This window comes from Polaromonas sp. P1_F9, from assembly GCF_056405615.1.
The window spans coordinates 494,443-505,785 of the sequence record NZ_JBFUBT010000004.1 but is presented as its reverse complement, the minus strand read 5'-3'; the positions used below and the strand labels follow the sequence as shown (position 1 = coordinate 505,785).

The 11,343-nt window shown below is 61.8% G+C and carries 12 protein-coding genes; 4 read left to right on the top strand and 8 right to left on the bottom strand.

Going from position 1 to position 11,343, the window contains the following annotated elements; genetic code table 11:
• Positions 1–46 precede the first annotated feature (46 nt).
• Genes AC1DYR_RS13785 through AC1DYR_RS13775 form a run of 3 tightly spaced genes read right to left on the bottom strand, consistent with a single transcriptional unit; the run spans position 47 to position 1,841 of the window.
• Positions 47–778, bottom strand: a complete 732-nt coding sequence (locus tag AC1DYR_RS13785; RefSeq protein WP_477705590.1) for a fimbrial biogenesis chaperone — start codon at positions 776–778, stop codon at positions 47–49.
• A 2-nt stretch (positions 779–780) separates the two neighbouring features.
• On the bottom strand, positions 781–1,335 hold the full coding sequence (locus AC1DYR_RS13780) for a hypothetical protein (protein ID WP_477705589.1): 555 nt from the start codon (positions 1,333–1,335) through the stop codon (positions 781–783).
• A gap of 38 nt (positions 1,336–1,373) precedes the next feature.
• Complete coding sequence (locus tag AC1DYR_RS13775) at positions 1,374–1,841, bottom strand: Csu type fimbrial protein (protein WP_477668625.1); 468 nt, start codon at positions 1,839–1,841, stop codon at positions 1,374–1,376.
• Between the two features lie 274 nt (positions 1,842–2,115).
• Here AC1DYR_RS13775 and htpG point away from each other — a divergent pair, with 274 nt between their 5' ends.
• Positions 2,116–4,005, top strand: coding sequence for a molecular chaperone HtpG (gene htpG, locus AC1DYR_RS13770; protein ID WP_477705588.1), 1,890 nt, complete (start codon positions 2,116–2,118; stop codon positions 4,003–4,005).
• Positions 4,006–4,167: 162 nt separating this feature from the next.
• Here htpG and AC1DYR_RS13765 read toward each other — a convergent pair whose 3' ends face one another.
• The 4 genes from AC1DYR_RS13765 to AC1DYR_RS13750 all read right to left on the bottom strand — a co-directional run bounded on the left by AC1DYR_RS13765 (position 4,168) and on the right by AC1DYR_RS13750 (position 7,727).
• Positions 4,168–5,241, bottom strand: a complete 1,074-nt coding sequence (locus AC1DYR_RS13765; RefSeq protein WP_477705587.1) for a serine/threonine protein kinase — start codon at positions 5,239–5,241, stop codon at positions 4,168–4,170.
• Between the two features lie 145 nt (positions 5,242–5,386).
• On the bottom strand, positions 5,387–6,493 hold the full coding sequence (locus AC1DYR_RS13760) for a DUF2855 family protein (RefSeq protein ID WP_477705586.1): 1,107 nt from the start codon (positions 6,491–6,493) through the stop codon (positions 5,387–5,389).
• A gap of 291 nt (positions 6,494–6,784) precedes the next feature.
• Positions 6,785–7,201: an organic hydroperoxide resistance protein gene (locus tag AC1DYR_RS13755; protein ID WP_477647553.1), complete on the bottom strand. Its 417-nt coding sequence runs from the start codon at positions 7,199–7,201 to the stop codon at positions 6,785–6,787.
• 67 nt (positions 7,202–7,268) lie between these two features.
• Entirely contained in the window at positions 7,269–7,727 is a 459-nt protein-coding gene (locus tag AC1DYR_RS13750; RefSeq protein ID WP_477705585.1) for a MarR family winged helix-turn-helix transcriptional regulator, read from the bottom strand.
• Between the two features lie 125 nt (positions 7,728–7,852).
• Between AC1DYR_RS13750 and AC1DYR_RS13745 the strand changes: the two genes are divergently transcribed.
• Positions 7,853–8,782: a class I SAM-dependent methyltransferase gene (locus AC1DYR_RS13745; RefSeq protein ID WP_477705584.1), complete on the top strand. Its 930-nt coding sequence runs from the start codon at positions 7,853–7,855 to the stop codon at positions 8,780–8,782.
• A gap of 4 nt (positions 8,783–8,786) precedes the next feature.
• Here AC1DYR_RS13745 and pcaQ read toward each other — a convergent pair whose 3' ends face one another.
• Positions 8,787–9,755 carry a pca operon transcription factor PcaQ gene (pcaQ, locus tag AC1DYR_RS13740; RefSeq protein WP_477705583.1) on the bottom strand — a complete coding sequence of 323 codons (969 nt, stop codon included), beginning with the start codon at positions 9,753–9,755 and terminating at the stop codon, positions 8,787–8,789.
• 146 nt (positions 9,756–9,901) lie between these two features.
• Between pcaQ and pcaH the strand changes: the two genes are divergently transcribed.
• Together pcaH and pcaG are read left to right on the top strand one after the other, a co-directional pair.
• On the top strand, positions 9,902–10,615 hold the full coding sequence (gene pcaH, locus AC1DYR_RS13735) for a protocatechuate 3,4-dioxygenase subunit beta (RefSeq protein ID WP_477705582.1): 714 nt from the start codon (positions 9,902–9,904) through the stop codon (positions 10,613–10,615).
• A gap of 19 nt (positions 10,616–10,634) precedes the next feature.
• On the top strand, positions 10,635–11,240 hold the full coding sequence (gene pcaG, locus AC1DYR_RS13730; protein ID WP_477705581.1) for a protocatechuate 3,4-dioxygenase subunit alpha: 606 nt from the start codon (positions 10,635–10,637) through the stop codon (positions 11,238–11,240).
• The last annotated feature ends 103 nt before the right edge of the window (positions 11,241–11,343 follow it).

Here is an 11,343-nt window from a genome sequence, read left to right as displayed (position 1 = left end):
TGTTTTCGTAAAGTCCACCAGCGCCTCATTGAAATCGGGTGCCAAATCAAGGCAGCGTGATGCTGGTCGTCAGGCTTTGTCCGTCGTCAAAGGTCACCACCAGTTGGGCGTCCCCTTTTGTAAGAGCCTGCTCTGCCTTAAGCCCGACCGTTTTACGGGCGCCGGGCAGTATGTAGCTGCCGCCTTCAAACCTGGCCAGGGCTTGCGTGCCCCGCGTGACGGTCGCTTCCCGTATCTGCGCATAGGCCGTACCGGTATTGCTGCACTGCAGGTTGAGGGTTTTGGTATCAGCCACCTGATGGGTGCAACTGACCTGGCGTTTGGCCACAGGGGGTGTGATGAACACCGGCATGCTCAAGGCCAGCGCGATGGGAACCTGAATGCCAGTTGCGGGTACAGCTTCAGGAACTTCGCGAATGATCATGCGATAGGTCAGCTGCCGGCTTGCATCTGCGGGCTTCAGCAGGGCAAGGCGTACCACTTGCCGGGCCTTGGGTGCCAGCTTGATGATGGGAGGGGCCAGGATCAGGTCTTCGGTCAGGACGAGCTCGTCGGTGCCGTCCGGCTTCTGGGTCCAGGTGTTGATGTCAGCCTGCAGCACGACTTCGGTATCGGCTTCGTTAGACAGTGTGACGGCGATGGCGCGATCGCGTGGTGTCATGTAAAGACGCACCGGTGTCACGGAAAAAACGCCTGCCGTGGCAGCCGCCCAAGGTCCCAGCAGGCTTATCAGGAAGGCGTAGGTAACAAGCTTGCTTCGGCGCTGTAGGACGTTCATCCTCAGAAGGATACCAGCATCTCTACCGATTTAGAGAGGTTGCCGGCATGGGCAACGTGCAATGCCGTCACGGTACCGCGGTCATCCTGAAGCCGCAAACGGGCCTGTTTTTCAATCGCCGCGGCATCTGTGTCAAGCGCGTAGCGCCGGCTTTCGATCTCCCAGCCGTCATCCGACTCTTCATCGGCCGTGGCCACCTGGCGCTGGTCCTGGATCCGGCAGGTATAGCGGGCGCCCGGGTCGTTGCGGGACAACTCATTGCGGCAGTAGTCGGGCAGCAGGGAGTCCCGCGTGGGCCGGTAACCAGGCATGAAGCGGGCATCCCCAAGGTTGCGCACTTGCGAGATATTGACAAAGACGTTCGAATTGCAGGTCACCTGTACCGAGGCGCCACTGCCACCGGAGCCGGTGGCGCTGGTGCATGCGTTGCCGTTGCCGGTGGTGTTTCCGGGGACGTTCAGCGTGATCTGGACCGACAACTGCCCCGCCGCCGCCGCCGCGAAGCAGGCAGCAGCGGCCAGCATCAGGAGAACACCAAGGGCGGCCTTGCGGATCATGGTTGTCGACGTGGCGAAGAACAAGCCCGGGAGGGCGATCAGTAGGTGATCGTCAGGGTCTTGACTTTGTTGGTCGCGGCGGTATTGGTGCAAGTCGCCGTGGCGCAGGTACCGGCCTGGCCAGCGGCCATGGTGCCGTTGACCGTGAAGGCCTGGTCGGTCCCGTTGCCGGTGCCAGCTGCGGCGCTCAATGCCAGGGTATAAGCCAGGTTGACGGCATCATCGGTCACGCCGGAGTTGCTCAGTGCCAGGGTGTAAGGCAGGGAGTTGGTGCAACGAACGTTGAAACCGCCGCCGGTAGAGGTGGCGGCCGTGGTCTGGAACGAGGTGTAGTTGAACACCACATTGTTGATGACAGCGCCGGTGGCGGCGTTGGTGGAGTTGATCTCGCACTTCGAGGTCAGGTTGATTACCACGTTGAAGGTGCCGGCTGCGGTGGCAGCATAGGCGGGCAGGGTGGCGATAGCGGCAAGGCCGAGGGCGATTACTAAAATGAGCTTTTTCATGACTGTTCTCCAGTTAAAAAAACGAATAACAAACAAGGGAAATGTGAAGGTGAATGGACTGTAACCAGATATTTCTGAAATCGGTTGATTTGTATCTGTAACAGCGCACTCTAGTGGGGAATTTGTCACGCCAAACCGTTGAAATTATTGGATTTATTCATAAATAGAGCCAAAAGACTTACAAGTAACAAGCGTAAATACTGCCGTTCAAAACGGCTTTTTCTTCTCAATTCAGTGAATCAGTAACAAACTTGAAACAACCATGCCCCTAACCATGCAGAAACAAACACTGTCTTTCCAGGCCGAAGTAGCGCAACTGCTCAAGCTGGTCACGCACTCCCTGTACTCGAACCCGGACATCTTTTTGCGCGAGCTGGTTTCCAACGCATCGGACGCCTGCGACAAGCTGCGCTTCGAAGCGTTGAACGATGCATCCCTGTATGAAAGCGATCCCGAGCTCAAGGTGAAAGTGAGCTTTGACAAGGCCGCCGGGACGCTGACCATCACCGACAACGGCATCGGCCTGTCGCAGCAGGAGGCCATCGACAACCTGGGCACGATTGCCAAAAGCGGCACGCGCGACTTCATGGCCAAGCTCTCGGGCGACCAGAAGAATGACGCGCAGCTGATCGGCCAGTTCGGCGTGGGTTTTTATTCAGGCTTTATCGTCGCGGACAAGATCACGGTGGAAAGCCGCCGTGCCGGCCTTCCGGCGAACCAGGCTGTTCGCTGGAGCAGCGACGGCACCGGCGAGTTTGAAGTCAGCGAGATCGAACGCACACAACGCGGCAGCAGCATCATCCTGCACCTGAAAGAAGAGTCGCTCGACTACCTGAACGCCTGGAAGCTCAAGGGCATCATCAACAAGTACTCCGACCACATCTCGCTGCCCATCCTGATGCAGAAAGAAGCGTGGAAAGAAGGCGAAAACGACCAGCCCGGCGAGATGGTGGTCACTGGCGAATGGGAAACCGTCAACCAGGCCGCCGCCCTTTGGACACGCGCCAAGAAGGACATCACGCAAGACCAGTACGACGAGTTCTACAAGCAGATCAGTTACGACAGCGAAGCGCCGCTGGCCACCACGCACAACCGCGTGGAAGGCGCCACCGAATACACGCAGCTGCTGTTTATCCCGGCCAAGGCGCCGATGGACATGTTCAACCGCGACAAGGCCGCGGGCGTCAAGCTCTACGTCAAGCGCGTCTTCATCATGGACGACGCCCAGGCGCTGATGCCGACCTATTTGCGCTTCGTCAAGGGCGTGGTGGACTCGTCGGACCTGCCGCTCAATGTCTCCCGCGAATTGCTGCAGGAAAGCCGCGCCGTCAAGGCGATCCGCGAAGGCTGCACCAAGCGCGTGCTGTCGATGATTGAAGACCTGGCCGCCAATGACGCCGACAAGTTCAAGGCCTTTTATGGCGAGTTCGGCGCCGTGCTCAAGGAAGGCCTGGGCGAAGACTTTGCCAACCGCGAGCGCCTGGCCAAGTTGCTGCGCTTTGCCAGCTCAACAACAGACACCGTCAGCGTGGGCTTTGCCGACTACAAGGCCCGCATGAAGGAAGGCCAGGACGCGATTTACTACATCACTGCCGACACACTGGCCGCCGCAAAGAACAGCCCCCAGCTCGAAATCTTCCGCAAGAAAGGCATCGAAGTGCTGCTGATGGCCGACCGCGTGGACGAGTGGGCGCTCAATTACCTGCACGACTTCGACGGCACGCCGCTGCAGTCGGTGGCCAAGGGGGCGGTAGACCTGGGCAAGCTGCAGGACGAGGACGAGAAAAAAGCCGCCGAAGAGGCGCAGACCCAGTTCAAGCCCATCCTCGACAAGCTGAAAGAGGCGCTGAAAGACAAGGCCAAGGACGTGCGCGCCACATCGCGTCTTGTCGACTCACCCGCCTGCCTGGTGGTGCAGGACGGCGACATGTCGACCCAGCTGGCCCGCATGCTCAAGCAGGCTGGCCAGGCTGTGCCCGAGTCCAAGCCCATCCTGGAAGTCAACGCCCAGCACCCGCTGGTCAAAAAGCTCGAGGCCGGTGTGGAAGGCGCGCATTTTGACGACCTGGCCCACATCCTGTTTGACCAGGCCTTGCTGGCCGAGGGCGGCATGCCTGAAGACCCGGCGGCGTACGTGCGGCGCGTCAACGCGTTGCTGGTGTAGGCGCCGCACGCCGATTTGGTAATTTAGGGCTCAGAAAGGCGGGGAGCGGCTTTTTCTCGAGCCAATTCGGCCTCTGGCCCTTTAGGAATGTGCGCGACCAGCTATTAAATTCATAGCGCCAGCATGGCCGTGGCCGACTGTCTGGCACGGGCTAGCAGCCGCTCAGCACACCAGCGGCGGGTCCTGCATGGCCTCGGTCTGCTCTTCCAGCATGTCGACCTGGCTTTTCCAGTAGTCGCTGGAGCCGAACCACGGGAAGTTGATCGGGAAGATCGGGTCATGCCAGCGCTGCGCCAGCCAGGCGCTGTAGTGCACCAGGCGCAGCGTGCGCAGCGGCTCGATCAGCGCAAGCTCGCGCCGGTCGAACTCGCGGAACTCTTCGTAGCCGTCTACGAGCGCACCCAGTTGCCGGGTGCACTGCGCGCGGTCGCCCGACACCAGCATCCACAAATCCTGCACCGCCGGACCGGTGCGCGCATCGTCCAGGTCGACAAAATGCGGGCCGGCCAGCGGCAGGCCTTCGGGCGTCCACAAGATGTTGCCGGGGTGGCAGTCACCGTGCAGGCGCAGGTTTTTCACGTCGCTCACGCTTTCAAACACGGTTTGCGCCACCAGCATGGCTTCATCAAAGGCCTTGCGCCAGCGCGACTCCATGTCCAGCGGGATGTAGCCGTGAGAACCTTTGGCGCCATGGTCGCCGCCCGCCAGCAGGATGTCGCGCGAGGCATAACCAAAGGTCTGCAGGTTCAGGGCCGGCCGGTGTGCAAAAGGCTTGGCGCTGCCGACGGTGTGGATGCGCGCCAGGAAACGGCCTATCCATTCCAGCACTTCCAGGTTGTCCAGCTCGGGCCGCCGCCCGCCGCGGCTGGGCGACACGCTGAAGCTGAAACCCTTGAAGTGGTGCACCGTGCGGCCTTCCAGTACCAGCGCGCCCACCACCGGTATCTCGGCGGCCATCAGCTCGGCGGCAAACGCGTGCTCCTCGGCAATCTGTTCATCGGTCCAGCGGTCCGGCCGGTAAAACTTGGCTACCACGACATCGCCTGCGAGGTCGGCGTCCCCCACCGGGCTCTCCAGGTGAATCTGGTAGACCCGGTTCTCATAGCTCGAAAGTGCCATCAGGCGGCCGTCGCCCAGTAAACCGACGCTGGCCAGCGCATCGAGCACCACGTCGGGTGTCAATGTCTCGTACGCGTGCAGCGTTGCGTGCGCCTCAGCCTTGTGTTTTTCTGTCATGCCTGATTGTCGGCGCAGATGACGGTGCGCTGCCAGCAGGGGCTTGTAAACGCCTGTTTCCCCGGATGAAAAGAGCCCGTAGCCCAATAAGAATTTGCGCGAACAGCTATAAAAATCATAGCAATCGCCAGTGAGGCAGGAGGATTCAGGGCTGCAGGATATGGCCGGTGCGCGGGTCTCCCTTGCCGGCCAGCACTTCCTGGTAGGCCGCTTGCACCGCAACCTGCCCGGCGTGCCGCTGGGCGATGAGCCAGGGCGTTTTGGCGCCCGTTACCTGCTGCGTGAAATCCCGCCAGGCGTGCACCAGCTGCTTTCCAAAGCCTTCTTCACCCCAGTCGGTGATGCGCTTTTTGATCTGCGAGGGTGCAAAGAACAGCGTGGGCCTGGGGCCGGGCAAGTCTTTTGCGCTGCCTTTGGCGGCCAGGTCGTCCACGTGCGTGCCGCCTATCGAGCAGTTGTAGCGAAGCTGGCCAAAGCGCGTATGAATACGCTGGCGCAGGCCGGCGCTGCCCGCGAAGTCGACGTACACGCAAGCCGTGTCGGCGGCCATCGCATCGAGCTGGTCATAGGTCACCACGCGGCTGTAGCACCCCAGGCTTTCACAAAAAGCGACGTTGCCCGGCGACGTGAGGGCGATCACCTCAATACCCGGCCGCTTTGCCAGCTGAAAGGCTGTGCCATACGCCGTTTTGCTGGAGGCGCTGGACAGCAGCATGGCATTGGCGCCGAAGAAGTCGTTGTCCGCCAGAAAGTCGTCAATCAGGAAAGAGGTGATGAACAGCGGGCGCAGCAGCGACTGCACATCTTCGGTGGCCGCGTCGTAAAACGGGTCCGCGCTGCAGCGCATGTACTGGTTGTAGGCCACCGGCAGGGCCCGCCGGTGTGCGGCGCCGTCGAAAAAACCAGCGGGCGTCACACGCGCCGGCTGCAGCACCAGTTCGCTGGCCATGGGGTAGTAGCCGTAAAACTTCTCCCCCTCAGCCACGCCCTCGCATTGCGACTCCGCCACCTTGGCAAAACCCCAGACCGGAATGCTGCCCCAGCCGTCCTCCCCGGTCGGGAAAAACTGCCAGTAGCTCATCGCCTCGCCAAAGGCCGCGTAGGTGATGTTGTTGGACGTCAGCGCAAATGATTCGATGCGCAGCCGCACCTGGCCGGGCGTGAGCGGCAAATGCGCGTCGGTATGCCAGCGGGTTTCGGAAAGGGCGTCTTTACGGACCTGGAAGGTAGCGGTGGAGGCTGCAGAGTTCATGCACAACACCGTAAATGAAACAGCCCGCCGGTTCAACACCGGCGGGCCGCCTGCGCGACACACTCCCCCGTCCAAGCTCACTGCGTGTAGCTTGTTCCCCCCTCGAGGGGGCGGCGCCTGCGGCCCGGCGAAGCCGGTTCCGCGGCCCCTGCTGGTGAAATACCCCGCGCTGTTTATGCGCTGAACTCTTCATGCCAGCACGAGCCGCGGGACTGGCTTTGCCAGACCGCAGGCGGGCGGCCCCCTCGGGGGGCAGGGAGCTACACGCAGTGAGCGACCGTGGGGGCTCTATTACTTCAGGGTAATGGTCACATCAATGTTGCCGCGGGTCGCGTTCGAGTAAGGGCAGACCTGGTGCGCTGCATCTACCAGCGCTTGTGCTGCGGCGCGGTCCATGCCGGGCAGGGTGATGTCCAGGCGCACGGCGATGCCGTAGCCGTTCGGAATCTTGCCCAGGTCAACACTGGAGTCGATGGAAACATCCGCAGGCACGTCGATCTTCTTCATGCCACCGACAGCCTTCATCGCGCCGATGAAGCAGGCTGCGTAGCCGGCAGCAAACAGCTGCTCGGGGTTGGTGCCGGTGCCGGCGGTGCCGGGCGAGCTCAGCGTGACGTCCAGACGGCCGTCGTCGGTCTTGGACTTGCCGTCACGGCCGCCGGTGGTGTGGGCGTGGGCGGTGTAGAGAACTTTTTCGAGTGTGGTCATGGTGGCTTCCTTTGGAAAATACCCCGGATCGGGGCGGGTTAAAAATTCAGTGAAATGGTGAAAGAAATCAGGCCGTGAGGCGGTTGCGGAAAGACTGCACCTGCTGCGTCAGTGACACCAGCTCGGGAATCGAGCACTGGGTGGCGCTCAAGATGCAGCCCGGAATCTTTGCGGCCTTGGCCTTGAGCTTGCGGCCGGCTGCCGTCAGCGTGATGTGAACGCGGCGCTCGTCTTCCACCGCGCGGATGCGTGAAACCAGGCCGGCGGATTCCATGCGCTTGAGCAACGGGGTCAATGTGCCCGAGTCCAGGTACAGCCGTTCACCAAGTTCGGAAACCGTCAGGCCGTCTTGTTCCCACAGCACCAGCATCGCGAGGTATTGCGGGTAGGTGAGGCCCATCTCTTCGAGCAGGGGCTTGTACAGCTTGGTCATGGCCAAAGAGGTGGAATACAGCGCAAAACACAGCTGGTTGTCCAGCTGCAGCATGGCGTCAGTGGCATTGGCGGTATCGGTTTTGTTGGGCATGGCACGAATTATAGCGAACAATTGAATTGCGTACAAGTTAATTGTTTCCGGATGTTCTGGGCCGCTTTCCAGGGGCTTTGAAACGGCGCAACCTTTAGCCAGAGCGCGCCACTAAACTTGAGGCCATGCAAACACCCAGCACCGCGCGCGCGGCAAAGCCTTCGAAGGGCTCAGGAAAGCCCGCATCCGCAGCACAAATCATCGAAGAACTTCGCCCCGGCCAGTCGATCGAGCTGCTCAAGGAACTGCACATCCTCACGCGCGAAGGCAAGCTCAACCAGGACACGCGGCGCAAGCTCAAGCAGGTTTACCACCTGTACCAGTTCATTGAGCCCCTGCTTAATGAGGTGGCCGCAGAAAAGGCGGACTTCACCCTGGCCGACCACGGCGCCGGCAAGTCGTATCTCGGCTTCATCCTGTATGACCTGTTTTTTAATGTGGCGCACCGCGGTGAAAAAGCCGCAGGCCATGTGTACGGTATCGAAACACGCGCCGAGCTTGTCGACAAGTCACGTGTGCTGGGCCAGCGGCTGGGTTTTGCGCGCATGTCGTTCCTGAATTTATCGGTGCAGGAAGCCACCACCTCGGCTGAACTTCCGCCCACCGTGGACATCGTCACCGCGCTGCATGCCTGCGACACCGCCACCGATGACGCCATTGCGTTCGGTCTGGCAAAAAATGCCCGCCACATGGTGCTGGTGCCGTGCTGCCAGGCCGAGGTGGCTGGCGTGCTGAGGAAAAGCCGTGCCCTGTCACTGTCACGCACGCCGCTGGCCGAACTCTGGCGGCACCCGCTGCACACACGTGAATTCGGCAGCCAGATCACCAATGTGTTGCGCTGCCTGCAGCTCGAAGCCAACGGCTACCAGGTCACCGTGACCGAGCTCGTGGGCTGGGAGCATTCGATGAAGAACGAGCTCATTCTTGCCAGCCGGCCTGCGCAGCCGCAGGCCGGTAAAACCCGTGCCGCCCAAGCGCGTTTGCGCGAGGTGCTTGAAGAGCTAGGTCTGGGTGAACTGACGGCCCGCTTTGCGGTGCAGGCCGAGCCGGCCTAGAAGCCTAGGGCAGGGCCGGGGCTTCGCTGCGGCGTTCTGACGCCAGCACCCGAATGGTGGCGATCAGCTGGTGCTGTGCCTCGGTGGGCGCCATGTCGGCGCGCAGCGTCAGCCCCACCAGCTCTTCGGTGCCGGCCATGCTGACGGGCAGGCGCACCAGCGTTCCTTTGTCCAGGTCCGGCCGCACAGCCCCCAGCGGCGCAAGCCAGACCGCATCGCTTTGCAGCGCATAGCCGCGTGCGATGGACACCGACAGCGTTTCGACCAGGCGCACGGGGGGCGGCAGGCCCCGTGTGAGGAAAAATCCGTCGGCGGTATGGCGTATGGCCGTGCCTTGGGTAGGCAGGATCGTGGGGAAGGCCTGCAAGCCGGTCAGCGCATCCCCCTTGTGTTCTGCCTTGCGCCCGGCCTGCGCCAGCAGGGGGTGGCCGGGGCGCACTGCCAGTACCAGCGGGTCGGCGTACAGGTGTTCAAACGTCAGGCCCAGCATATGGGCCGGCTCGGCAAAACGTCCAATCACCAGGTCCAGTTCGCGCTGGCGCAGGCTGGTCAGCAGTTCGGGGTTGGCGCCGGTCTGGATGCGCAGGCTGGTGTGCGCGTCCGGCCCGGCCTGGGCCTCCTGCCGCTGCAGCAGCAAGGGCATCAGCCACGGCGCCACTGTCGGCAGCACACCTATGGCAATCACTGCGCTGCCCTGTCGCCGCGTCTGTGCGACGCTGGCGACCGCTTCGCGCAGCGCACTCACGCTGGCGCCGGCATGCCGCATAAAAGCCTCGCCCTCGCGTGTGGGCACGGCGCCCTTGCGCCCGCGCTCAAACAGCCGCACCGCCAGCAGGCCCTCGAGCTCTTTCAGGGTTTTGGATACGGCCGGCTGCGTGATGGCGAGCACGTCGGCCGCCTTTTGCAGGCTGCCATGCTGCGCCACCGCCAGAAAGCACTGCAGGTGCCGGTATTTGATGCGTTCATCGACCATGCAGTAATTTGACCATTTGGTTATGGATAAGTCGAGAAAATGTCAATATACATAACTGTTTAGGCCGATTAAAGTCGGCTCAGCACGAAAAACCCGAAAAGCGCCTGCTAAAAAGCGCCAACCTCTTTCGACCTCTGGAGACATCGATGAAACCCGACCTGAACAACAGCTTTCTGGCCCCGCGCGACTGGACCAGCCATTCGCCCCATATCTATCCCGGCTACAAGTCCACCTTGCTGCGCGGCCCCAAGCAGCCGTTGGTGCCCATCAAGCAGGCCCTCGCGCAGCTCAATGCGCCCGTCTATGGCGCCGCGCAATTCGGCCCGCTGGACAGCGACCTGACCAAAAACGCCGTGATGAATGGCGACCCGCTGGGTGAACGCATCATCGTCACCGGCCGTGTGCTCGACGAAGACGGCCGCCCCGTGCGCAACACGCTGGTGGAAGTCTGGCAGGCCAATGCCGCCGGCCGCTACGTGCACAAGGTCGACCAGCACGACGCGCCGCTGGACCCGAACTTCCTGGGTGCGGGCCGCTGCATGACCGACAACGAAGGCCGCTACAGCTTCAAGACCATCAAGCCCGGTGCCTACCCCTGGGGCAACCACCCCAACGCCTGGCGTCCGCAGCATATTCATTTCTCGCTGTTTGGCGACTACTTCGCCAGCCGGCTGGTCACGCAGATGTATTTCCCCGGCGACCCGCTGCTGGGCTACGACCCCATGTACATGGGCGCGCCCGAAAGCGTGCGCGAGCTGATGGTCTCGAAATTCAGTCTCGACGTCACCCAGCCCGACTACGCGCTGGGCTATGTGTTCGACATCGTGCTGCGCGGCCCCAAAGCCACGCGTTTTGAATAAGCGGCAGGAAGACAACACCATGACGACTACAAGCCAATTCAAACAAACCCCTTCGCAAACTGTCGGCCCCTTCTTTGCCTACGGCCTCACGCCCACGCAATACGGCTACGACCTCAAAAGCCTGTTCACACCCGTGCTGGCCCAGCCGAACGCCAAGGGCGAGCACATCCGTATCACCGGCCAGGTGTTTGACGGCGCCGGCAATGCCGTGATGGACGCGATGGTCGAGATCGCCCAGCCTGACGGCAACGGCCAGCCCATCACCTCGGTGGCCGACGCTGAAGCGCGTGGCTTCACTGGCTTTGGCCGCTGCGGCACCGGCACCCTGCCGCAAAGCCATTACGAATTCATCACCGTCAAGCCCGGTGCTGTGGCGGGGCAGGCACCGTTCATCAACGTCTGCGTCACCATGCGCGGCCTGCTGGTGCATACCTTCACGCGCATTTACTTTGATGATGAAGCGGAGGCGAACGGCAAAGACGCGGTGCTGGCCAGCGTGCCGGCCGAACGGCGCAGCACGCTGGTTGCCCAGCGCAGCATGACGGGCGCCGGAGCGGTCTACCGATTCGACATCCACATGCAGGACAGCGCGGCCGGCAAGGAGACGGTGTTCTTCGACCTGTGAACGTGGATTGCGGTTGCGCGGGCAGCCTTGGTTGCTATTAATTAGATAGCTGGTTGCGCCCGTCTCTATTGGTCTGTAGCCTCTTCTTATGCAAAAACGCCAG

What these genes read in the sequence shown, in the direction of transcription:
- AC1DYR_RS13785 (WP_477705590.1), bottom strand. Translation starts at nt 778, where the DNA reads ATGAACGTCCTACAGCGCCGAAGCAAGCTTGTTACCTACGCCTTCCTG.
- AC1DYR_RS13780 (WP_477705589.1), bottom strand. Translation starts at nt 1,335, where the DNA reads ATGATCCGCAAGGCCGCCCTTGGTGTTCTCCTGATGCTGGCCGCTGCT.
- AC1DYR_RS13775 (WP_477668625.1), bottom strand. Translation starts at nt 1,841, where the DNA reads ATGAAAAAGCTCATTTTAGTAATCGCCCTCGGCCTTGCCGCTATCGCC.
- htpG (WP_477705588.1), top strand. Translation starts at nt 2,116, where the DNA reads ATGCAGAAACAAACACTGTCTTTCCAGGCCGAAGTAGCGCAACTGCTC.
- AC1DYR_RS13765 (WP_477705587.1), bottom strand. Translation starts at nt 5,241, where the DNA reads ATGACAGAAAAACACAAGGCTGAGGCGCACGCAACGCTGCACGCGTAC.
- AC1DYR_RS13760 (WP_477705586.1), bottom strand. Translation starts at nt 6,493, where the DNA reads ATGAACTCTGCAGCCTCCACCGCTACCTTCCAGGTCCGTAAAGACGCC.
- AC1DYR_RS13755 (WP_477647553.1), bottom strand. Translation starts at nt 7,201, where the DNA reads ATGACCACACTCGAAAAAGTTCTCTACACCGCCCACGCCCACACCACC.
- AC1DYR_RS13750 (WP_477705585.1), bottom strand. Translation starts at nt 7,727, where the DNA reads ATGCCCAACAAAACCGATACCGCCAATGCCACTGACGCCATGCTGCAG.
- AC1DYR_RS13745 (WP_477705584.1), top strand. Translation starts at nt 7,853, where the DNA reads ATGCAAACACCCAGCACCGCGCGCGCGGCAAAGCCTTCGAAGGGCTCA.
- pcaQ (WP_477705583.1), bottom strand. Translation starts at nt 9,755, where the DNA reads ATGGTCGATGAACGCATCAAATACCGGCACCTGCAGTGCTTTCTGGCG.
- pcaH (WP_477705582.1), top strand. Translation starts at nt 9,902, where the DNA reads ATGAAACCCGACCTGAACAACAGCTTTCTGGCCCCGCGCGACTGGACC.
- pcaG (WP_477705581.1), top strand. Translation starts at nt 10,635, where the DNA reads ATGACGACTACAAGCCAATTCAAACAAACCCCTTCGCAAACTGTCGGC.